At 46.0% G+C, this 23,342-nt stretch carries 22 protein-coding genes, 1 tRNA gene and 1 pseudogene; 17 read left to right on the forward strand and 7 right to left on the reverse strand.

What is annotated here, in order from left to right:
- Positions 1-226: 226 nt before the first annotated feature.
- The 4 genes from sixA to WES_RS06550 all read right to left on the reverse strand — a co-directional run bounded on the left by sixA (position 227) and on the right by WES_RS06550 (position 4,834).
- Positions 227-712, reverse strand: coding sequence for a phosphohistidine phosphatase SixA (gene sixA, locus WES_RS06565; protein WP_001195811.1), 486 nt, complete (start codon positions 710-712; stop codon positions 227-229).
- Positions 713-914: 202 nt separating this feature from the next.
- The gene (gene fadJ, locus WES_RS06560; RefSeq protein WP_016158704.1) at positions 915-3,059 is read right to left on the reverse strand and encodes a fatty acid oxidation complex subunit alpha FadJ; all 2,145 of its coding nucleotides are present in this window, start codon (positions 3,057-3,059) and stop codon (positions 915-917) included.
- A complete protein-coding gene (gene fadI / locus WES_RS06555) occupies positions 3,059-4,369 on the reverse strand; it encodes an acetyl-CoA C-acyltransferase FadI (RefSeq protein ID WP_016158705.1) in 1,311 nt (436 codons plus the stop codon). Before fadI ends, fadJ begins: the two co-directional genes overlap by 1 nt.
- A gap of 180 nt (positions 4,370-4,549) precedes the next feature.
- Entirely contained in the window at positions 4,550-4,834 is a 285-nt protein-coding gene (locus WES_RS06550; RefSeq protein ID WP_010353400.1) for a YfcZ/YiiS family protein, read from the reverse strand.
- A gap of 371 nt (positions 4,835-5,205) precedes the next feature.
- Here WES_RS06550 and fadL point away from each other — a divergent pair, with 371 nt between their 5' ends.
- Positions 5,206-6,546 carry a long-chain fatty acid transporter FadL gene (gene fadL / locus WES_RS06545; RefSeq protein ID WP_010355469.1) on the forward strand — a complete coding sequence of 447 codons (1,341 nt, stop codon included), beginning with the start codon at positions 5,206-5,208 and terminating at the stop codon, positions 6,544-6,546.
- Between the two features lie 60 nt (positions 6,547-6,606).
- Here the strand turns inward: fadL and mlaA are convergent, their stop codons facing one another.
- Positions 6,607-7,362, reverse strand: a complete 756-nt coding sequence (gene mlaA, locus WES_RS06540; RefSeq protein ID WP_016158706.1) for a phospholipid-binding lipoprotein MlaA — start codon at positions 7,360-7,362, stop codon at positions 6,607-6,609.
- 303 nt (positions 7,363-7,665) lie between these two features.
- On the opposite strand from mlaA, the gene WES_RS06535 reads away from it, so the two are divergent.
- From WES_RS06535 to WES_RS06495, 11 genes and pseudogenes are all read left to right on the forward strand, one after another.
- Positions 7,666-8,598: a formate/nitrite transporter family protein gene (locus WES_RS06535; RefSeq protein WP_016158707.1), complete on the forward strand. Its 933-nt coding sequence runs from the start codon at positions 7,666-7,668 to the stop codon at positions 8,596-8,598.
- Positions 8,599-8,673: 75 nt separating this feature from the next.
- Positions 8,674-8,748, forward strand: a tRNA-Arg gene (locus WES_RS06530).
- 161 nt (positions 8,749-8,909) lie between these two features.
- Positions 8,910-9,071: pseudogene (locus WES_RS06525) on the forward strand (Arm DNA-binding domain-containing protein); the annotation flags it as partial.
- Positions 9,072-9,346: 275 nt separating this feature from the next.
- Positions 9,347-10,462, forward strand: a complete 1,116-nt coding sequence (locus tag WES_RS06520) for an FAD-dependent oxidoreductase (protein WP_016158709.1) — start codon at positions 9,347-9,349, stop codon at positions 10,460-10,462.
- Positions 10,463-10,467: 5 nt separating this feature from the next.
- Positions 10,468-11,505, forward strand: coding sequence for a glycosyltransferase family protein (locus WES_RS06515; protein WP_016158710.1), 1,038 nt, complete (start codon positions 10,468-10,470; stop codon positions 11,503-11,505).
- Positions 11,493-11,693, forward strand: a complete 201-nt coding sequence (locus WES_RS24570; protein ID WP_016158711.1) for a hypothetical protein — start codon at positions 11,493-11,495, stop codon at positions 11,691-11,693. The genes WES_RS06515 and WES_RS24570 overlap by 13 nt, the downstream gene beginning before the upstream one ends.
- Before the next feature lie 38 nt (positions 11,694-11,731).
- A complete protein-coding gene (locus WES_RS0121630) occupies positions 11,732-12,256 on the forward strand; it encodes a hypothetical protein (RefSeq protein WP_016158712.1) in 525 nt (174 codons plus the stop codon).
- Between the two features lie 5 nt (positions 12,257-12,261).
- A complete protein-coding gene (locus tag WES_RS06510; RefSeq protein ID WP_016158713.1) occupies positions 12,262-13,077 on the forward strand; it encodes a sugar phosphate isomerase/epimerase family protein in 816 nt (271 codons plus the stop codon).
- A gap of 14 nt (positions 13,078-13,091) precedes the next feature.
- Complete coding sequence (locus tag WES_RS06505) at positions 13,092-13,448, forward strand: DMT family transporter (RefSeq protein ID WP_016158714.1); 357 nt, start codon at positions 13,092-13,094, stop codon at positions 13,446-13,448.
- 17 nt (positions 13,449-13,465) lie between these two features.
- A complete protein-coding gene (locus tag WES_RS06500) occupies positions 13,466-14,284 on the forward strand; it encodes a glycosyltransferase family 2 protein (RefSeq protein WP_016158715.1) in 819 nt (272 codons plus the stop codon).
- Positions 14,281-15,591: a hypothetical protein gene (locus WES_RS06495; protein WP_016158716.1), complete on the forward strand. Its 1,311-nt coding sequence runs from the start codon at positions 14,281-14,283 to the stop codon at positions 15,589-15,591. The genes WES_RS06500 and WES_RS06495 overlap by 4 nt, the downstream gene beginning before the upstream one ends.
- Before the next feature lie 815 nt (positions 15,592-16,406).
- On the opposite strand, the gene WES_RS06490 is transcribed toward WES_RS06495, so the two are convergent.
- The gene (locus WES_RS06490) at positions 16,407-16,649 is read right to left on the reverse strand and encodes a YfdY family protein (protein ID WP_000639882.1); all 243 of its coding nucleotides are present in this window, start codon (positions 16,647-16,649) and stop codon (positions 16,407-16,409) included.
- 350 nt (positions 16,650-16,999) lie between these two features.
- Here WES_RS06490 and lpxP point away from each other — a divergent pair, with 350 nt between their 5' ends.
- Entirely contained in the window at positions 17,000-17,920 is a 921-nt protein-coding gene (gene lpxP, locus WES_RS06485; RefSeq protein WP_016158718.1) for a kdo(2)-lipid IV(A) palmitoleoyltransferase, read from the forward strand.
- 354 nt (positions 17,921-18,274) lie between these two features.
- On the forward strand, positions 18,275-18,346 hold the full coding sequence (ypdK, locus tag WES_RS23740; RefSeq protein ID WP_010723117.1) for a membrane protein YpdK: 72 nt from the start codon (positions 18,275-18,277) through the stop codon (positions 18,344-18,346).
- Positions 18,347-18,409: 63 nt separating this feature from the next.
- Here the strand turns inward: ypdK and alaC are convergent, their stop codons facing one another.
- Positions 18,410-19,648 (reverse strand): alanine transaminase, encoded by a 1,239-nt coding sequence (gene alaC, locus WES_RS06480; protein WP_016158719.1) that lies wholly within the window; start codon positions 19,646-19,648, stop codon positions 18,410-18,412.
- Between the two features lie 376 nt (positions 19,649-20,024).
- Between alaC and ypdA the strand changes: the two genes are divergently transcribed.
- From ypdA to WES_RS06465, 3 genes are read left to right on the forward strand one after another with little or no spacing between them, the layout of a single operon-like run.
- Positions 20,025-21,722 (forward strand): two-component system sensor histidine kinase YpdA, encoded by a 1,698-nt coding sequence (ypdA, locus tag WES_RS06475; protein ID WP_016158720.1) that lies wholly within the window; start codon positions 20,025-20,027, stop codon positions 21,720-21,722.
- A gap of 14 nt (positions 21,723-21,736) precedes the next feature.
- Positions 21,737-22,471: a two-component system response regulator YpdB gene (ypdB, locus tag WES_RS06470; protein WP_001295458.1), complete on the forward strand. Its 735-nt coding sequence runs from the start codon at positions 21,737-21,739 to the stop codon at positions 22,469-22,471.
- Positions 22,472-22,483: 12 nt separating this feature from the next.
- A complete protein-coding gene (locus WES_RS06465) occupies positions 22,484-23,341 on the forward strand; it encodes an AraC family transcriptional regulator (protein WP_016158721.1) in 858 nt (285 codons plus the stop codon).
- The last annotated feature ends 1 nt before the right edge of the window (position 23,342 follow it).

Raw genomic sequence — 23,342 nt, forward strand, 5'->3', positions numbered from 1 at the left:
TCTTTTATTTTTTAACACCTCTTTTCGAAAAATAATAACCCATGCAAAAAAGCAACAATTACTTCCATATGTAACTTTGTGAAAATAAATAAGCACCATTACTATAAATGGAAACATTTATTTTTTCACACCAGGACGATTAAACGCATTTAAATAGCAATGATTTCAATACAGTAAGCAAAACTAAGGCCCGACAGCTTACGCCAGCGGGCCTTACACGTTCATATCAAATTGCTTTTGCCATCTTCAGATTACACGGGCTCATCTGCCAGTTGAATTGACCTTTTCCGCTTTCATCAAGCGTTACGCTGGCAATGGCCGAGGTGGTAAACATAGGCGGCGTTTCGCCCGGACATAACTCGGCGACCAGATACCCGACTAATGGTAAATGGGAGATCACCAGTACCGAAGCAACACCTTCATTGGTCAACGCCTGCAGATAGGCACTGACCAGGCCAACATCGCCGCAGGGCGTTAACTCCGGCAGAACTTCTGCACTGGAAGGCAGGTTCAGACAATCCCCTACTTCGTCCAGTGTTTGCTCGGCTCGCAGGAACGGGCTCACCAGAACGCGTTCGATTTCCACTTTTTGACCTTTCAGCCAGTTCGCCATCAGGCGAGATTCGTCACAACCGTTAGTGGTCAGAGGACGAACCGAATCACTGGCGGCATCGAGGGCTGCGTCGCCGTGACGCATGATAAAAACTTGCATATTGCACCGCTTTTGTTAACCAGATTCGCCCGTCTTCTTTCATCTGAAACCAGATAAAGAGGACGGTGGCCGGCATTGTGCCTTATCCATTCACCGAATGAAACGCTGTTTTTTACCTCAATGGCGTAAGTATAGTCAATATGCGTTTACATTTTGAACAACACTCCGCCATTCAGCGCGGATTCATATAGCTTTGACCTTCTTATTGCAGGTCAGTTGCAGTTGTTTTCCAAAAACTTTCCCCGCGCGCGCCCATCTCGACCAAACGCTCGCAAGGGGTAAAACGGGAACCATACTGCGTGGCCAGTCGTTGCATTATTGCAACCACTTCGCCCGCGCCGAGAGAATCGATATAGCGGAACGGCCCACCAAGAAACGGTGGAAAACCAATGCCAAATACCGCGCCAATGTCCCCGTCACGCACGCTACGGATAACCTGCTCATCCAGACAACGTACTGCTTCATTCAGCATCAACATCACACACCGTTCAGCAACCTGCAGTGCGGAAAGCCGCCCCTGCCCTTGCGCGCCAATCAGCGGGTAAATAGCGGGATCGACCTGTTTTTTGCTTTTACGCCCTTTCTGACCATAAAGATAGAAACCCCGGCCATTTTTTCTGCCTTTGCGATCGTCGTTCAAAATTGAAGAAACAACATTTGCAGGCGCGCTAAAACGTTCTCCATAAGCTGCTTCCAGTACAGGAATAATTTTAGTCCCGGTGTCGATTCCTACCTCATCCAAAAGTTGGATTGGACCTACCGGAAAACCAAATTTCACCAGCGCGGCATCAATGTGCTCTACCCGCTCACCTTCGGTCAACATGCGGATAGCTTCATTAATGTAAGGCGCTAAGATGCGATTGACGTAAAACCCGGCTTTATCACGCACGACAATTGGCGTTTTACCCTGTTTTTTCGCCAGTTTTACCGTAGTGGCGATGGTTTGCGCCGATGTCCCCGCATGAGGAATGATCTCCACCAGCGGCATTTTTTCCACCGGACTGAAGAAATGCAGGCCGATAACTTGCTCTGGTCGCGTGGCGTGAGCGGCGATATCGCCAATCGGTAAAGATGAGGTATTCGAAGCAAAAATGGTATGAGCGGCGCAGTTTTGCTCAACTTCTGCCACCATCTGTTGTTTTAATTCGAGATTTTCAAATACTGCTTCAATAATCAGATCGCGATGGGCAAAGCCGCGATAATCCGTCGCCCCCGAAATCAGCGCCAGCTGTTTGTCGCGTTCACTGGCTTTGAGATGACGACGGCGCACTTTACTCTCCAGCTGATCCCAACTGTATTTCAGCGCATGATTAATCCCCTGAGCGTTGATATCTTTAATTCGTACCGGCAGACCCGCTTTACAGGCAGTGACGTAAGCAATACCGCCGCCCATCAAGCCGCCGCCTAAAATCCCCACGCTGTTTAAGGGAGCGGGTGCAACATTGCTGCCAGGATCTTTCTTCACATCAGTACTGGCAAAAAAGATATTGCGCAATGCCTTTGATTGCGACGTCATCGCCAGTTCACCAAAGGCTCTTGCTTCAGCGTCATAGCCGCTGCTGGTGCCCTGCGCTAACCCTGTCTCGACAACCTCAAGAATACGTTCCGTCGCCGGATAGTTACCCTGGGTTTTCTGTTCTGTTTTTTTGCTTACCATTTTGAATAACAGCGCACGACCTAATGGCCCCGCCATCACACGTTCGCGAACCGGGAGTGTCCGCGAAACCGGACGATCCTGCTTCGCCAGCTCCACAGCGGCTTCCAGTAAAATGGAATGCGGAACGACGTCATCCACCAGCCCCAGCTTTAACGCCTGTTTTGCCCGAAGCTGCTTGCCGGTGAGGATCATCTCTAATGCTGTGCTGACGCCTATCAGGCGCGGTAAACGCTGGGTTCCACCTGAACCGGGTAACAACCCAAGCTGAACTTCAGGCAAACCGAGCACCGTTTTAGGATCGTCGGTACAGATGCGACCATGACACGCCAGTGCTAGCTCCAGTCCGCCGCCAAGACATGCGCCGTGAATAGCCGCGATAACCGGAACGGGCAAAGCATGAATCTCTGCCATTAACTGTTGCCCCTGCCGCGCCAGTGCTTCCGCTTCTTGCGCCGTTTTGCAGTTGCCGATCATGTTGATATCCGCGCCGGCAATAAAGTTGTCTGGTTTCGCGGAGATAAACACCACGCCGCGCAGATCTTTATTTTCGCGGAGTTGCTTAATAATGACGCACATCTGTGAGGCAAACTCCGCCTTCAGGGTATTCATTTTCTCACCGGGAACGTCGATGGTGATGATGGCAATGTTGTCCAGACGCATATTGAGGGTAAATGCTGATGCCATTTCCATTATTCCGCCTCCAGAACCATTGCTGCGCCAAGCCCACCGGCAGCACAGGCGGTCACTAAACCAAATCCACCGCCGCGTCGGCGAAGTTCATGCAATGTCTGAGTTATCATCCGCGCGCCAGTCGCCGCAAAGGGATGCCCGTAAGCTATCGAGCCGCCAAGCACGTTAAATTTGCTGTCGTCCACTTCACCAGTGGCATGTGCGCGCCCCAGCACATCGCGGGCAAAACGTTCGCTACCCAGTAACTGAATATTCGCCAGCGTCTGGGCAGCAAAGGCTTCGTGCATATCAATCAATGTCAGATCGCTCATCGTCAAACCGGCACGTTCCAGCGCCAGCGGTGTTGACCAGGCCGGGCCGAGCAGCATGTCCTGCCAGACATCTATCGCGGTAAATGCATAACTGCGCAGATATCCCAGCGGCACCAGCCCTAATTCTTTCGCCCGCGATTCGGTCATCAGGATCACCGCCGCAGCACCATCGGTCAGCGGCGTACTGTTTGCCGCCGTTACCGTTCCGTGTTTGCGATCAAACGCCGGACGTAGCTTTGCGTAATCGGCAAGCGTGGAATTAGCGCGAATATTATTATCTTCCGCGAACGGTTGTTTATAAGGAGGGATAAAGGCGGTCATCACTTCTTCTTTGAGTTTACCTTCCGACCACGCCTGAGCGGCTCGCTGATGCGAACGATGCGCCAGCGCATCTTGCTGTTCGCGAGTAATACCGTAGGTTTTCGCCATTTGTTCGGCGGTGTCACCCATCCGCAAGCCTGTGGAATATTCTGCTACCGCAGGCGGTACAGGCATTAAGTCACGCAAACGCAGGCGGGAAAAGAGTTTCAGCCGTTGACTCATTGTGCGTGCTTTGTTGACATCCACCAGCACGCGCGCCAGCTTTTTACTAACGCCAATCGGCAATACCGATGAGGAATCTGCCCCACCGGCAATCCCCGCGCGAATAGTTCCCGCCATCAGGCTTTCGGCAACGTTTGCCACAGCCTGGAAACTGGTGGCACAGGCACGACTGACGCTGTAAGCATCGGTATGGACGTTCATTCCGGTGCCAAGAACAATTTCACGCGCAATGTTGGGGGCTTCCGGCATTTGCACAACCTGACCAAATACCAGTTGTTCAATCACTTCGGCGGGGATCTCGCTACGAGCAAGCAGTTCTCCGACGACCATCTTCCCCAAATCAACAGCGGGAATGCCATGAAAAGCCGTCGCCTGGCGAGCAAAAGGCGTGCGTAATCCGCTAACGATGGCGATACGATCGCCCTGACGGGTAACCAGCGGTAAAACCTGACCCATAACACTCCCCTGTAAAAAAATATATAAAGTGGTCTGACCTGATCATAGTCTTAACCATTTTTTTACATTTAGCCAAGTGGAGAAAAGGGAAAGTGGGAGCTATGACACAGAGAGAAAAGAAGAAGAGAAAACAAAACGCCCCTGCCAGCAACTGGCAGGGGCGTGCGTACCTGAGAGGAATTAACGCAGACCCAGCTGGAAGATCAGCATTTCAGCTTCGCAGGCAAAAGTGAAATCGATATCCAGGCGAACACCATCAGACTCTTCAGTGAAAGTCGGGGTGATTTTGCAAGGTTCGGATTCCACGCCACGGGCTTTTTCAGTCAGCGCCGCCAGCATTTGTTCTGCTTCTGCGCGGTTTGCAAACACGCGGCTATAAGACGCGGTGCAATCGGAGTTGTCCATAATGGTGCCAACATCCATACAGCAGCAAACCGGGGTTTCATCAGCACTACATTTACTCATCGTTGATTTCCTCTGTATGTGCACCCAAGGTGCCAGATAAACGTTGCGGATATTTTACGCTTCCGGAAAGTGCTGCTCCAGTTGTTAATTCTGCAAAATCGGATAAGTGACCGAAATCACACTTAAAAATGATCTAAAACAAAATTCACCCGGATGGATGAGTGCGCCACCTCCAAATTTTGCCAGCTGGATCGCGTTTCTTAGATCATATTTGAAAAAAGATAGAAACATACTTGCAACATTCCATCTGGTCAGACCTATACTCTCGCCACTGGTCTGATTTCTAAGATGTACATCAGCACCTACACTTCGCGCTCCTGTTACAGCACGTAACATAGTTTGTATAAAAATAAATTATTGAGGTTATGGTCATGAGCCAGAAAACCCTGTTTACAAAGTCTGCTCTCGCAGTCGCAGTGGCACTTATCTCCACCCAGGCCTGGTCGGCAGGCTTTCAGTTAAACGAATTTTCTTCCTCTGGCCTGGGCCGGGCTTATTCAGGGGAAGGCGCAATTGCCGATGATGCCGGTAACGTCAGCCGTAACCCCGCGTTGATTACCATGTTTGACCGCCCAACTTTTTCTGCGGGTGCGGTTTATATTGATCCGGATGTAGATATTACCGGACATTCTAATTTAACCGGTCAGAGTGCAAATGCTAAAAATATCGCACCGACAGCGTGGGTACCTAACCTGCACTTTGTCGCGCCTATTAACGATCAGTTTGGTTGGGGGGCGTCAATAACGTCCAACTACGGCCTGGCTACGGAATTTACCGACAACTACGCTGCTGGTATCTATGGCGGTAAAACCGATCTGCAGACAATCAACCTTAACCTTAGCGGGGCTTATCGCCTTAACAATAGCTGGAGTTTTGGTCTTGGTTTTGATGCTGTTTACGCCAAGGCAAAAATTGAGCGTTACGCCGGTTCGCTGGGGCCTTTGTTGTCTCAACAGTTGATTGCCCAGGGTGTACCCGCTTCATTGACCAATGGTATTAATACTCCGGACTCTCAAATTGCTCATCTGAAAGGTGACGAGTGGGGCTTTGGCTGGAACGCGGGTATTCTTTATGAACTGGATAAAGATAACCGTTGGGGCCTGACATATCGTTCAGAAGTTAAAATCGACTTCGAAGGGGATTACAAAAGCTCCATTAACCCAAATCTGAACAACATTTTGGGTAACATGGGCTTGCCGTATGGCACGATGGGTGCAACACAAAATGGATCCTTGACACTCAACCTGCCTGAGATGTGGGAGATTTCTGGTTATAACCGTGTTGCGCCGCAGTGGGCAATTCACTACAGCATGGCCTATACCAGCTGGAGCCAGTTTCAGGAGCTGAAAGCGAAAGGCGATAGTGGTCAGACGCTGTTCTATAAAGATGAAGGATTCCGTGACGCATATCGTATCGCGTTGGGTGCAACCTACTATTACGATAAAAACTGGACCTTCCGTACCGGTATCGCCTATGACGACAGCCCGGTTCCGGCAGATAAACGTTCTATTTCCATTCCTGACCAGGATCGCTTGTGGTTAAGTGCTGGGTTAACCTACGCATTTAATGAAGATGCATCCATTGACGTTGGCGCATCTTATATGCATGGTCAGAAAGTGAAATTCACCGAAGGTGAAGGCGCGGCAGCTTATTCCTTCGAGTCTGAAGGTAAAGCCTGGCTGTTCGGGACTAACTTTAACTACGCGTTCTAATAACACGTTCGTTTAATAAAAAAAAGGTGAGTTTTACGACTCACCTTTTTTATTTGCGGCTTATTCAGAATCGATATCTTTTAAATCATCCTGAATCGCTTGCGCATTCGGGTTTTCTTGTGGTTTGAGTTCACCGCCATTGGCGATGAAATCATGACGCTGGAAGTAAGCCTCGCGCACCATGATATAAGGATCGGAGGACTGGCGAAGCAAGCCGTCAGAATCCAGCAACTGCGCACGAGTTTCGATCCCTTCAAGCGTCCATTTACCCACCGACATCGGCCACGTCAGCCAGGAAAGTACCGGGTAAAGATTATCTGCCATATCACCGCCGTCATCACGCAGCGTAAAGCTACCGTAGAACGGTAACTGAACGTACGGCCCATAGCCCACGCCATAGTGACCGAGCGTGCTACCAAAACGGTGAGGTTCAGTGCGTTGCAGTTTCGGATTCGCCATCCCCGCAACATCAATAAAGCCGCCCATACCCAAAATGGTGTTCAGGAAAAAGCGGGTAAAGTGGACCATCCCCTGATAAGGGTCGCCCTGCAAGAAGTAGTTAACCATCACCGCAGGTTCTTCAAGGTTGCCGGTAAAGTTGCTCAAACCGTTACGCGCCGGTTGCGGAACATAATCACGCCAGACGACAGCTACCGGTCGAACCACATACGGGTCTAACACATTGAAGTTAAAATTGTACATGGTGCGGTTGAACCCTTCTAACGGGTCAGAACGCCCTTGCTGATCTGTACCGGAACTCGCACACCCCACCAGAAGCGTAGTTCCCAGAGCAAGCGCCGACAGGCGAAGCTTCATAAATGTCTCCCTGTTTTTTATGGCTTTTTTATGGCTTATGCAGTTTGCCATCCATGACGGAACGATACCGTATCCGCCTGTTTAGGTGTGGGCGATTGTAACAGCACGTCAACTGATGTCCAGACGCCCTGGAATGCTGACTTGATCATAGCCTGGTAATCGCCGCCCTGTAGGCTACTTGATTCTGTAGAAACAGAAAAAGGCAAACGCAGCCTTTTATACATTTTCAGAGTAACTCCCGCCAGTTGCGAGCAAAAAAGCCGCTACGCTTTAGCTATACGTGCTAATTCAAGAGACGACATCATGGACAATGACAAAATAGATAAACACAGCGACGAACTTGAAGTAGAGAGCGAAGAAAAAGAACGCGGGAAAAAAATAGAAATAGACGAAGACCGGCTCCCCTCCAGAGCGATGGCTATTCACGAACATATCCGTCAGGACGGCGAAAAAGAGCTGGAGCGCGACGCGATGGCGCTACTGTGGTCAGCCATTGCGGCGGGTCTGTCGATGGGCGCATCTCTACTGGCAAAAGGGATATTTCATGTCGAACTGGAAGGTGTGCCGGGGAGTTTTTTGCTGGAGAATCTGGGTTATACCTTTGGTTTTATTATCGTCATTATGGCTCGCCAGCAATTATTTACTGAGAATACCGTAACTGCGGTACTGCCGGTGATGCAAAAACCGACTATCGGCAACATCGGCTTACTGATGCGGTTATGGGGCGTCGTGCTGCTGGGTAATATTCTCGGAACAGGTATTGCGGCGTGGGCATTTGAGTATATGCCTATCTTTAATGAAGAAACCCGCGATGCGTTTGTCAAAATCGGCATGGATGTGATGAAAAACACCCCCAGCGAGATGTTTGCCAACGCGATCATCTCCGGCTGGCTTATAGCCACAATGGTATGGATGTTCCCTGCTGCGGGAGCGGCAAAGATTGTCGTAATTATATTGATGACATGGCTTATCGCACTGGGCGACACTACCCACATCGTCGTCGGTTCTGTAGAGATCCTCTATCTGGTCTTTAACGGCACGCTGCACTGGAGCGATTTCATCTGGCCATTCGCGCTACCTACTCTGGCGGGAAACATCTGCGGCGGCACCTTCATCTTCGCATTAATGAGCCATGCGCAAATCCGTAACGATATGAGTAACAAGCGTAAAGAAGAGGCACGCCAGAAAGCAGAACATGCGGAAATCATTAAGAAAAATGATAAAAATCCGCTATAAGTGGCGAGGGTTTAAGCAATCGAGCGACAGTGTACTTACCCCGCTGTTTAATAGCGGTTATACTCATGCCGCATTGTCCTCTTAGTTAAATGGATATAACGAGCCCCTCCTAAGGGCTAATTGCAGGTTCGATTCCTGCAGGGGACACCATTTATCAGTTCGCTCCCATCCGTACCAGTCCGCAAAATTCCATAAATATCAAGCTTTCCGTGCATCCACAGTTCGTCATAGTTCGCGTAAGATTGTTAACAGCCGCACTCCATGACGGGTAAAAAGTGGATAAAATAATTTTACCCACCGGATTTTTACCCATGCTCACCGTTAAGCAGATTGAAGCAGCAAAGCCGAAAGAAAAACCATACCGCCTTCTCGATGGTAATGGCCTGTACCTATATGTCCCTGTGTCAGGGAAAAAGGTATGGCAGCTTCGCTACAAGATTGACGGTAAGGAGAAAATCCTGACTGTCGGGAAATAGATACCAGAAAAAATCTAAAGTAATGGCCAGTTTTTGTTGACCACTACAATCACCACTGTTCAGCTGAACAAACTCAATAAACCACTAAAAATTCACAATAGACTTTCATTCATCTCACGAATTAAGTATTATCCCAATATTAAGGACAATCTAAAAATATAATTTCGGTTAAGTTTTTGCACACCCAAATTTACCACATTAATACTTATCAACGTTAATACTTATCAATATTAATATTTCTAGTTTTAACGTATTATTCGGAGATTACGATTATGGGGAGTAAAAATATTGCAATCGCAGGAGGTGGTTTTTTTGGTTTGTATCTGGCAGAACAACTTGCATTGAAGGGTTATAAAGTTACAGTTTATGAGAAAAGTCAGGAACTCATGTCCCGTGCATCCTATGTTAATCAGGCTCGAGTGCACAATGGCTATCATTATCCACGCAGCATCTTGACAGCGTTACGCTCTCGTATCTCTTTCCCTCGTTTTGTTAAAGAATTTCGCGACTGCATTGAAGATGATTTTGCCAAATATTACCTTGTTGCAGGTGCGTTGAGTAAAATAACAGGTGCACAATTTAGCCGATTTTGTCAACGTATAGGTACTGAATGTGAAGATGCTCCTCCGTCAGTGAAACGTTTGATTAATCCTGTACTTATCGATGCGGTGTTTATTACCCGGGAGTATGCATTTGATTCCCATAAGCTGCGTAATACAATGCAACAACGGCTTTCAGCAGCAAAAGTTACTATTGTAACGGACGCGGTTGTTGAAAAAGTTAGCAAATCTGGTGAGGGGTTAGAGGTAATCACAACAATATCTGGACAACCAGATATTAGCTATGTTGATCATCTTTTCAATTGTACTTATTCAAGAATTAATTATCTCTTGAATGGTTCTGAGCTTACATTAATTCCCCTTCGTCATGAAATGACGGAAATGTGCCTTGTAACTGTTCCAGATGAGCTAAAAAAAATGGGGCTAACACTAATGTGCGGCCCATTTTTTTCTGTTATGCCATTCCCACCAGCTCAACTACATTCCTTCAGCCATGTTCGATACACACCCCATTACCAATGGAATGACAGACCAAATAAACCTTATGAGGATGCATATAGAAAGTATGAACTAAATGAACGGCATTCGGCCTGGGGGCATATGGTAAGAGATGCCACGCGTTATATCCCTTGTTTGAGTGAATGCCAATATCAAAGCTCAATCTGGGAAGTAAAAACAATCCTTCCACGAAGTGATAGCGATGATTCTCGCCCAATTTTATTTCGCCCGAATTATATATTGAAGGGGCTTCACTGCGTGATGGGTGGGAAAATTGACAATATTTATGATGCTCTACATGAAATAGAACGTGTGATCGAGTTGAGTTGATAAAAATGAAAAGTGAATCTTTTGTATCAGTCGTTATTGTCATTCCAGACCACTTGAATTATATCTATGCTTCTTTATCTAAACTTGCCTCACTTCTGGATACGCTATACAGTGATTACGAATTAGTCGTGATAGCACCGGGGTTAGACAGTACGAGTGCACAGGTAGAAGATCGAGTGTTGAAGGATATTCCTTGTGTACGAATAATCCAGCTATCCACTCCCGTATTTCATGATGTTGCGTTAGCGGCTGGATTAGAAAGTGCTATTGGTGATTTTGTTGTTTTATGGAATCCACTGGCCGATCCGGTAGAAGTCGTACCTCAAAGTGTTAACAAATGTCGTGAAGGTGCCGATGTCGTAATTGGTGTCTCGAATAGCGTTCGTTCACTACGTTATCGGATACTTCGTCGACTCATGAATGTTGCATTGCGCACCATAGATTATGAGATTCCTTCTAATTCAACGGGGTTACGTTGTTTAAGCCGTCGCGCTGTAAATGCCGTTACTCGAATCGGTCGATTTCACCACCAATTCTATCTTCGTATTCACAAAACCGGCTATCCAGCCGAAGCCCTCATCTACAAACCGCTAAAACAATCAGAGGGCGCCGGGGTAGTAAAATCATTGCATCGATTGATGCACTTGGTAATATTTAACTCCACGAAGCCGCTACGTTGGATGTCTATTCTCGGTTTCGGCGGAAGTCTTGCGGGTTTTCTATTTGCTTGTTATAGCGTGTTGATCCATCTGTTCAGTGGGCTTATTGTTGAGGGCTGGACAACGTCTATATTAGTTGTAACTTCATTATTTATAATTCAGTTCGTCATGATGGCTTTTTTTGGCGAGTATTTGGGGCGCCTGCTGGATGAAAGCAACTCACAGGCAGAATATGCAGTGGTTTATGAACGAACAAGTGAAGTTATGGTTAATACCGATAGGTTTAATGTTATGCACACTTCTCTGCCACTAGAGTCTAATTATGTACAAACTGGTCGTGATGGTTTAACACCACAGACTAGGGGGGAAGAATGGACGCATTGATTGGATATTCCGGTTTTGTCGGTACAACTTTATTAAGACAACGTCGTTTCGATGCACTATATCGCTCAACCAACATCGGCGAAATTGTTGGGAAAACATTTGACACGGTAGTTTGTGCCGGTGCCCCTGCACAAAAATGGCTTGCAAATAAAGATCCTGCCGACGACATAAAAAAATCAATAACCTAATTGAAAAATTAAAAAACATATCTTGTCAAAAATTCATTTTGATTAGTACTGTAGATGTCTTTAAAGATCCAGTTAATGTTGATGAGACTACATCAATCGAAACAGAAGGATTACATGCTTACGGTGCACACAGATATTATTTAGAACAATTTGTGAGCAAACAATTCCCTGACAATCTAATTGTACGGTTACCAGGCCTCGTTGGGCCAGGTCTCAAAAAAAACATTATCTATGATTTTTTGCATAAAAATAATATTTTACAAATTGAAAGTCGTAGTGTTTTTCAATTTTACCCGATGATCAACTTGTGGTATGACATTAACATTGCGCTACAACATAAATTATCGCTGGTACATTTGACTGCGGCACCAATAAGCGTCGCTGATATAGCACAACGTAGCTTTGGCTTCGATTTTTGCAATCACATTCAGGATAAACCTGGATATTACGATATGAAAAGTTGCCATAGCCACTTATTTACTAACGATCATGACTATCAGTATAACCGTCGTGAATCATTGATGGCAATACGCGCTTATGCACAATCTGAAAATAGGCAGTAATTAAAATGAGACTTTCACTCTCAGGTATAGCCTGGAATATAACTAATGATGATTCTATCTGTCACCTACTACATTCCAGACAGATTGATGCAATAGATATTGCCCCTGGAAAATACTTCTCCAATCCGTTAGACGCAAGTGAACACGAAATATTTGCCGTTCGTAATTACTGGCATGATAATGAAATTTCATTAGTTGGTATGCAATCACTATTATTTGGAACCCAAGGGTTAAATCTTTTTTCAACCAACGAAGTACAAAAAAGAATGTTGGTTCACTTACAGGCTATCAGTCGTATTGCTGCCGGTTTAGGAATTCCAGCATTAGTATTTGGATCACCTAAAAACCGCGACCGAAAGGGATTATCTGATAGTATCACTCTTGAAATTGCAATAAATTTCTTTAATCATCTTGGTGATATTGCGCAGCAAGAAGGCGTTTATTTTTGCCTTGAACCAAACCCAGTCTGTTACGGGGCAAATTTTATGATTGACAGTGCTGAAACTGCTTTTGTTGTTCGGCAAGTAAATCACCCAGCAATTAAAATGCAGCTGGATACTGGTGCCATCATAATTAACAAAGAAAATATTAATGATATCCTTCAGCAAAACGCTGACATTATAGGTCACATTCATCTCAGTGAACCAGATCTGGCTCCTTTAGGCTGTAGCGGTGCGAATCATACACATATTGCTAATGCTCTCTATCACGCATTACCGAACTCAATTGCAACAATTGAAATGCTCGATCCCCAAAATAAACATTCGCTTTCCTCTATTGAGGATGCTCTTGATTTCGCAATTTCTCATTATCGTCAGTAGAAAGAGGGAATAGCATGAAGTGGCTCATTTTAATTCTTGGCATATTTTCTAATGCCTCGGCCAGTGTTCTTATAAAATTAGCAATAACCCCTCCCAGAAGGCTCCCAAGTCTGGCTGAACCTCTTGCTGCGCTTGCAAATTGGCCATTATGGTTAGGGATATTTCTATATGGAATTGCCTTTTTGTTATATGCTGTTACACTGGCATTTTTACCTTTGAATGTAGCACACCCAATACTGACCTCTGGTGCAATTGCCTGTGTCGCATTATTCTCTGTCGTTATTTTCCGCGAACCAGTTTACTGGTCTACCATTACTGGAATTCTGTTGGTGATGAGTGGTGTCGCACTTATTACCCTTAAAGTTAAGTAAAAAGTTAAGCAAACATTATGACTGAATTCATATCTCAAACACTTCGTACCAAATGGCAAGTCCCTGCCTACGAAAACCAAATGTGGCTTGGTAAAAAACACAATTATTGCGTCGTTATCCCCGTAATTAACGAAGGCAATCGTATACATAACCTATTAGCAAGAATGGCTGCCATAAATGTATCAACTTATGCGGATATAATTATTGTTGATGGTGGCAGCACCGATGGTTCTCTGAATCCCAATATTCTACAGGGAAAAGGCGTTCGAGGTCTAATACTGAAAAAAGCACAAGGTAAGCTAAGCGCACAGCTAAGATGTGCCTATGCTTTTGCTCTTGAGCAAGGTTATGAAGGCATTGTGACTATTGATGGAAATGACAAAGATGATCCTGTGGCTATTCCACAATTTATCACAGCACTAAAAAATGGTGTACATTTCGTCCAGGCATCTCGTTTCCTTAATGGTGGTGTAGCAGAAAATACTCCTCTCACCCGAGATATTGCAATACGTTTTATCCATGCGCCTATGCTTAGTTTCTTTTCAGGATTTAAATGGACAGATACTACTCAAGGATTTAGGGGTTATAGTCGTAAAATGCTGCTTGACGAGCGTGTTGCGCCGTTCCGTGATATTTTCTCATCTTATGAACTACTGGCATATCTTTCATACCGAGTCCCACAACTTGGTTATCGTTGCTTAGAAATTCCGACCATTCGTCGTTATCCTAAAGGTGAAATACCTACCAAAATAAATGGAATCAAAGGAAATTTTTCCGTATTGATTGTCTTATTTAAAGCGTGTTTTGGATTTTATAATCAAGGAAAAAGAAAATGAGAAATATAAACATCAGCAGTTATATTATTTTAATAATATTCGGCATGATAATTTTGGCTATGCGTTATACGACTCCGATCATCAATCCCTGGCTTTATGCGGAAGATGGTGTCTGGGTTGCTAATGCATTGAATCATGGTTGGCTAGAAACCTTCATTAATGCCAGAGAAGATTATTTTGTATTCTTTAATATTTTCTTTTTATTTGTATCAACATCAATCAGCAGTATTATAAGCGGGAGTCCCTTATTGCTTCTTCCGCAATCTATAGCTGTAGTATCATATTTTTTCTATAGTCTAATGGCCGTTATGGCTTTTCATTTAATTATTAAAATATCCAATCCATTATTTTCTATTTTAGCATATTTCATAACTCTCTTATTGCCTTTAGGTCATTCTCAATCTGAAAATATCGGTCATTTGTTACAAATTGGTTTTTATATGCCAGCTATATCAAGTGCTCTTATTATACAGAGAGAGTACGTCAATAAAAAAAATGCTAAATTTATTATTGACATGATGATCTGGTTAACTGCCGCAACAAACCCAGTCGTATTTATAATTGTAGGAGTTTATTATTCATTCAAGTTGTTGAATGTTAAAAATAAATATGTTTTAATTAAGGATATGCTACCTTTAGCAATATCCATGGTCATATTAGCTTTATTTATACTTCCTCGACTCAACGGCTCTGGCGGACTTGGTGACTATGGCTATAATCCTAATAATATTATTGAAATGGTAACGGCTCGGCTGCTACTTTATCCATTCGTATTTCCGTGGTATGAAAAATTAAATGATTCAATATCGATAACCCTATCATTTGTATATATTATCTTTTGTACAACAATTATTTTCAAAACTAAAGATATAACAATAAAAAAACATTTACTTACTTTAGCGATCACACTATTTATCTGTCTTGTTACGACTGTTTTTGGTAGAATCGGCCTCAGCGATCTCCTGAATAACTATCAAACTACATTTCCCGATAGATATTTTGTAGGAACAAACTTTCTCTCTATCTTATTGTTCATAGCATGTTTATCTCAATGTAATTTCTCAAAGCCAATCAGTTATTTATCTTATTTTGTTTCCGGAGTGTTATTGTGTATATATATTGTGAATGCAGACATAATATCAGAAGGTGAAATGGCAAAGAAAAACATTTTTTTAAATGATCATTTTTATTATTCAATATGTCACGCTGAAAAAATTGATAACGCAAATTCAGCCATACAAATCAAACCAGCAAACTGGGTTATGATTGTTCCAACAAACTTAATTAGCGAAATTCACTGCCACTAAAGTATTGCATGATTTATGCCCCGAAGCAGGGGCTTTAATTTTGCTGGTCACTTGATACAAATGACCAGAAACTAGCGATTCTTTTTTAAGCCGATACAGACTCAGAACTTTTCCAGTGGACGTTGTTGCCACTGGTTTAACTCAGAAATGGCCTTATTGTCATGGCGATGATGGTCATAGCGGGCACACTGAAAGCATATAAATCTTCAATCTCACTGCAGAGATCCTGCAGCGTACCCCAAGCACAACAAGAGAATGATAATCCGTTCGATCTTATTGGGGAACTTGGTCTGGCGCTTTTTCACTAATTGGGAGTCAACCGAGCGATTAGAGTCGCGTGACGCAGTCCATTCGAAACTGCCCGTTGTGGCTTTAATAATCTTTTTACTGGAACCGTTTTTAGACCTGGCTTCCAACTACTGAACCAGACGAGAGCCAAATTCCGCAGTCAATGTAGCTGAGGTTAACTATTTGATTAAGTGATCTAAAATGCCGTATTCATCCGTTAGATCCGGACTGAAGCACCTAAGGGTTTTATCAAAATCGAAGGGCCGGTACATACGTCATTCCTTTCTGATTGCAAATTACTGAAATGCCCCAGAATTTCTAACACTCTCTTTTTCGTGTTTGTGCATAATTCTATGCAAAGACCTTTTATCGGAAATGACGTAAAAACGGCCACCAACTCAACAATAACGGTCATGTCCAGCCGATTGCTCTAAAGTGGCATTATATATTCACGAAATGGATGGTCACAGGTGAAAATATCTTCAGTTGGTGCTCTGAACACCTGCCATAAAAATTTTCGCCCCCTATTACCGCCTTCCATACCCCACCATAAAGCGGATCATCAAGCCACAAGCTGGGGCAATAAACATAAATATCCCCGTTACCAGCTCATTACCGCCAGTTAACCACATAGTGAAGTAATAAATGAGGGCGGCGAGGATCACCATGCCGAAAAATGAAGAGACAGCAGATACTACATTTAGTACCTGGCCAATATATCCGCTGACACAAACGATACACAGAGCGAGAAACATCCATAAATAAATCATAGCTCAACCTCCTGCCGCGCTAAAAAACCTGTTACTTCAGGTAGTTTAATAGTAAGACAATTCTTAATCGCTGGCAATTTTTGCCAGGTTCTAATAAAAACAAGATGTTAAAAATAGAGCTTCCAGTTCTGAAAAATATTTACTTGAGTGATTAATAATCAGTAGCTGAAAACAATCGGCTGATGATAAAATGGAAGTACTGCATTCATGCTCCTCGTGGTTTTGTCCTGGCTAGTCTTTACACTCTTTACAGGAACCATTGTCGTACATGATGGCCTAATATATTGAGTGTACCGCTGTCGACATGGAATCTTCTGCGATACAACAATTCGTATCTACAGAAGGTAACTATGTTTCCACAACGCAAATTTTCCCGCGAGTTTCTCCATCCTCGCTACTGGCTCACGTGGTTTGGTCTGGGCGTACTCTGGCTTTGGGTACAGCTTCCTTATCCTGTCCTGTGTTTTCTTGGCACACGTATCGGCACGATAGCCAGACCATTTCTGAAACGTCGCGAATCCATCGCCCGCAAAAACCTTGAACTTTGCTTCCCGCAGCATTCATCTGAAGAACGCGAGAAGATGATTGCCGAAAACTTTCGTTCTCTTGGTATGGCTCTGGTTGAAACCGGCATGGCGTGGTTCTGGCCCGATCGTCGCGTGCGTAAATGGTTTGATGTTGAAGGTCTGGATAACCTGCAACGCGCACAAATGCAAAATCGCGGCGTAATGGTAGTCGGCGTACATTTTATGTCACTGGAACTGGGCGGCCGCGTAATGGGGATTTGCCAGCCAATGATGGCAACTTATCGTCCGCATAATAATCAATTGATGGAATGGGTGCAGACCCGTGGTCGGATGCGTTCGAATAAAGCGATGATCGGCAGAAATAATCTGCGCGGTATTGTTGGTGCTTTGAAAAAAGGTGAAGCCGTATGGTTCGCTCCCGACCAGGATTATGGTCGTAAAGGAAGCTCCTTCGCTCCGTTCTTTGCGGTAGAAAATGTTGCGACAACCAATGGCACTTACGTATTGTCACGCCTCTCAGGTTCCGCCATGTTGACTGTGACGATGGTACGAAAAGCCGATTACAGCGGATACCGTTTGTATATCACCCCAGAAATGGAAGGCTACCCGACAGATGAAGGTCAGGCTGCGGCTTATATGAACAAGATTATTGAGAAAGAGATTATGCGCGCACCGGAGCAGTATCTCTGGATCCACCGCCGCTTCAAAACGCGTCCGGTGGGTGAAGCGTCGTTATACGTTTAACAAACGACCAGCTCTTCTTCCCTCCTCAAATTAGCCATAATAACTCAATGGTTTTTATGGCTTTTTTCTTAAGGCTTTCCCCTTCGCTGAATCATGAATTATTACTGACAGAAATTAAACTGTCGCCGATATGAGACACTCGTAAGTTACTAAAAGTAAATAAGAAAATGCCACTTGTTTCAATTTAGTTTTAGGCGTACATTAGCGCCGTCTCGAGCAAATCAGCTCAGAATTCTGGGGTGATGCCCACGGCAAAACAGAGGCCTGTTAAGGTCGTTTTCCCGGTGTCAGCTCACTGTATCAGATGTAATGAAGTCATTCAGGCGTAACTGTAATTACGCGGAGAGATGTAAAGTGAAATATTTCTTTATGGGCATTTCTTTTATGGTCATCGTTTGGGCCGGTACTTTTGCCCTGATGATCTAAAAGCAAACTGTGCAACGAAAAACAGGAGCCATCTGGCTCCTGTTTGCTTTTCTGAGAATGCATTTATTCGGCGTTTTCGTGAATATGTTTACTGCTGGCGGGCAGTAAACCGTCGGCGCGGAACATCGCTTTGATACCTCTGACAGCCTGACGAATACGGTCACGGTTTTCAATCAGCGCAAAGCGTACATGCGTGTCGCCGTAGTCGCCAAAGCCAATCCCCGGAGAGACACAGACCTTCGCTTCGTTAAGCAGCTTTTTGGCAAACTCCAGCGAGCCCATTGCCGCATACGGTTCAGGGATTTTTGCCCAGACATACATCGAAGCCTTCGGCATTTCAACCATCCAGCCCGCTTCATGCAGCCCTTTTACCAGCACATCGCGGCGGCGCTTATACTGTTCGGCAATATCGCGCACGCACTGTTGATCGCCTTCCAGCGCGGCAATTGCAGCCACCTGCAATGGCGTAAAAGTACCGTAATCGTGGTAGCTTTTGATACGCGCCAGCGCACTGACCAGCGTTTTGTTACCGACCATAAAGCCAATACGCCAGCCTGCCATGTTGTAACTTTTCGACAAGGTAAAGAACTCGACCGCCACGTCACGTGCGCCCGGAACCTGCATGATTGACGGCGCTTTCCAGCCATCGTAGACGATATCGGCATAGGCCAGGTCGTGAACCACCAGTACATCGTAGCGTTTCGCCAGCGCAACAACCTTTTCGAAGAATTCCAGTTCCACACATTGCGCGGTTGGGTTCGACGGGAAGCCGAGGATCATCATCTTCGGTTTCGGATAACTTTCGCGAATTGCTCGTTCCAGTTCATTGAAGAAATCAACACCCTCCACCAGTGGCACTGAACGTACCTGCGCACCGGCAATCACCGCGCCGTAGATATGAATCGGATAACTTGGATTCGGCACCAGCACAGTGTCGCCGTGATCCAGCGTCGCCAGCATCAGGTGCGCCAGCCCCTCTTTCGAGCCAATGGTGACGATGGCTTCTGATTCCGGATCTATCTCAACGTCGTAGCGATCCTGATACCAGTGGGAAATGGCGCGACGCAACCGGGGAATGCCGCGTGAAGTGGAATAGCCGTGTGTGTCCGGGCGCTGCGCCACGGTACAGAGTTTTTCGACGATATGCGGCGGGGTCGCGCCGTCCGGATTCCCCATACTGAAATCGATAATATCTTCGCCACGCCGGCGCGCAGCCATTTTCAGTTCAGCGGTAATGTTAAAAACGTAGGGCGGGAGACGATCAATACGCGTAAAGCGACGTTCAGGGCGAGTGTCAGCCATAATTTCCTCAGATTAACGTGAGCGCCCGGACCGTCCGAGCGACGCTGCCACGATGGTGGCTGTTTTGAAAATAGCCTGATTAATTTCTGTCTGTCGAGCGTTTTAGCAAATATTTTTTTCTACCAAAAAAAGAGGAAAACCTGTAATAAAACGGGAAATCCTTACTTTCTTCCAGGAAAATTAAATTCATATTAATTAACATTATAATTTCAATAAATTTACTTATTGAGTGTGCATTATCAAGAGATGCATTGCCAATACACCATTTGCCTGACAATCCCCTTTTAAAATTGTGGTTTTTCCTCAAAAACGGCCTGCTGGTCATCAGCCTTCAGGTTACCTATCATAGAGGTTTAATCCTTATCCAGAGTTACCCGTGCACGAAATATTCAACATGCTGCTGGCGGTCTTCGATCGGGCAGCGTTAATGCTTATCTGCCTGTTCTTTCTCATCCGTATCCGCCTGTTTCGCGAACTGTTGCACAAGTCGGCACACTCACCGAAAGAGCTGCTCGCCGTTACCGCCATTTTCTCGCTGTTTGCCCTGTTCAGCACCTGGTCCGGTGTGCCGGTGGAAGGCTCACTGGTTAATGTACGTATTATTGCGGTGATGTCCGGCGGGATTTTATTTGGCCCGTGGGTGGGGATCATTACCGGCGTGATAGCCGGGATTCACCGCTATCTTATTGATATTGGTGGCGTGACGGCGATCCCCTGCTTTATCACCAGTATTCTGGCGGGATGTATATCGGGCTGGATCAACCTGAAAATCCCCAAAGCGCAGCGTTGGCGAGTCGGTATTCTCGGCGGCATGTTGTGCGAAACGCTGACCATGATTCTGGTGATTGTCTGGGCGCCGACCACTGAACTGGGGCTGGACATTGTGTCAAAAATCGGGATTCCAATGATCCTCGGCAGCGTCTGTATCGGTTTTATTGTGCTGCTGGTGCAAAGCGTCGAGGGCGAAAAGGAGGCCAGCGCCGCGCGGCAAGCCAAGCTGGCGCTGGATATCGCCAACAAAACGCTGCCGCTGTTTCGCCATGTCAATAGCGAGTCATTACGCAAGGTCTGCGAAATTATCCGCGATGACATTCACGCCGATGCGGTAGCAATCACCAATACCGATCATGTGCTGGCCTACGTTGGCGTGGGTGAACATAACTATCAGAATGGTGATGACTTTATTAGCCCAACCACACGTCAGGCGATGAATTACGGAAAAATCATCATTAAAAATAATGATGAAGCTCACCGCACACCGGAAATCCACTCAATGCTGGTGATCCCGCTTTGGGAGAAAGGAGTCGTTACCGGGACGCTGAAAATTTACTACTGCCACGCGCATCAGATCACTTCGTCACTACAGGAAATGGCGGTCGGTCTGTCGCAAATCATCTCCACGCAACTGGAAGTTTCTCGCGCCGAGCAGCTGCGTGAAATGGCAAATAAGGCAGAGCTTCGCGCCCTGCAAAGCAAAATTAATCCCCATTTTCTGTTTAACGCTCTGAATGCAATCTCCTCATCAATTCGCCTGAATCCGGATACCGCTCGCCAGCTGATCTTTAATCTGTCGCGTTATCTGCGCTATAACCTTGAATTAAAAGACGATGAGCAAATCGATATCAAAAAAGAGCTGTATCAAATAAAAGACTATATCGCCATTGAGCAGGCTCGCTTTGGCGACAAGCTGACGGTTATCTATGATATTGATGAAGAGGTGAATTGCTGTATACCCAGCCTGCTGATCCAGCCGTTGGTGGAGAACGCTATTGTCCACGGTATTCAGCCTTGCAAAGGTAAAGGCGTTGTCACCATCAGCGTTGCAGAGTGCGGTAATCGGGTTCGTATTGCGGTGAGAGATACCGGGCACGGCATCGATCCGAAAGTGATTGAGCGGGTCGAAGCGAACGAAATGCCGGGCAATAAAATTGGCCTGCTGAATGTCCATCATCGCGTGAAGTTGTTATATGGCGAGGGGCTGCATATCCGCCGTCTGGAACCAGGAACGGAAATTGCATTTTACATTCCTAACCAACGCACCCCTGTCGCCTCACAGGCTACGTTATTGCTTTGAGCCGGAGTGATATTGTGAAAGTCATCATTGTTGAAGACGAATTCCTGGCACAACAGGAACTGAGCTGGCTGATTAAAGAGCACAGCCAGATGGAGATTGTCGGCACCTTTGACGACGGTCTGGACGTGTTGAAGTTTTTGCAGCATAACCGCGTCGACGCCATTTTTCTGGATATCAATATTCCGTCGCTGGATGGCGTGCTGCTGGCGCAAAACATCAGCCAGTTTGCCCATAAACCGTTTATTGTGTTTATCACCGCGTGGAAAGAACATGCGGTAGAAGCGTTTGAACTGGAGGCGTTTGACTACATTCTCAAACCGTATCAGGAGTCACGCATCACCGGGATGCTGCAAAAACTGGAAGCGGCCTGGCAGCAACAGCAAACCAGCAGTACGCCTGCGGCAACAGTAACGCGTGAGAATGACACCATTAATCTGGTGAAAGATGAGCGAATTATCGTTACGCCAATTAATGATATCTATTACGCCGAAGCGCACGAAAAAATGACCTTTGTCTATACGCGGCGTGAATCCTACGTAATGCCGATGAACATTACCGAATTTTGCAGCAAGCTGCCGCCGTCGCATTTTTTCCGCTGCCATCGCTCGTTTTGTGTCAATCTGAACAAAATACGCGAAATCGAACCGTGGTTTAATAACACCTACATTCTGCGACTGAAAGATCTGGATTTTGAAGTGCCGGTCAGCCGCAGCAAAGTTAAAGAATTCCGCCAGTTAATGCATCTGTAATCGGGAACTTTCATGAAAGCAACAGGCTTGCCCGCCGATCAACAATTTTTCGCCGATCTGTTCAGCGGCCTGGTGCTTAACCCGCAACTACTGGGGCGCGTCTGGTTTGCCAGTCAGCCCGCCACGTTGCCGGTGGGCAGTTTATGTATTGATTTTCCCCGTCTGGATATCGTGCTGCGCGGCGAATACGGCAATCTGCTGGAAGCAAAGCAGCAACGTTTGGTGGAAGGAGAAATGCTGTTTATTCCGGCGCGCGCGGCTAATTTACCGGCCAACAGCAAACCGGTAATGCTGTTAAGCCTAGTGTTCGCGCCGACCTGGCTGGGGTTATCGTTTTACGATAGCCGTACCACGTCGTTACTGCATCCGGTTCGCCAGCTCCAGCTTCCCAGCCTGCAACGTGGCGAAGGTGAAGCGATGCTTACTGCCCTCACCCATCTCAGCCGTTCGCCGCTGGAGCAGAATATCATTCAGCCGCTGGTGTTAAGTTTGCTGCATCTTTGCCGCAACGTGGTGAACATGCCGCCGGGCAATTCACAGCCGCGCGGCGATTTTCTCTATCACAGCATTTGTAACTGGGTTCAGGATAATTATGCCCAGCCGCTCACCCGCGAGAGCGTGGCGCAGTTTTTTAATATCACGCCCAATCATCTGTCAAAACTGTTTGCTCAGCATGGAACGATGCGTTTTATCGAGTATGTGCGTTGGGTGCGAATGGCGAAGGCGAGGATGATTTTGCAGAAATATCATCTGTCGATTCATGAAGTGGCGCAGCGTTGCGGCTTTCCAGATAGCGACTATTTTTGTCGCGTTTTCCGGCGTCAGTTTGGTCTGACGCCGGGAGAGTACAGCGCCCGTTTTCAGGGCTAAC

The sequence above is a fragment of the Escherichia sp. KTE31 genome (assembly GCF_000407925.1).
In the GTDB taxonomy this organism is placed as follows: Bacteria; Pseudomonadota; Gammaproteobacteria; order Enterobacterales; family Enterobacteriaceae; genus Escherichia; species Escherichia ruysiae.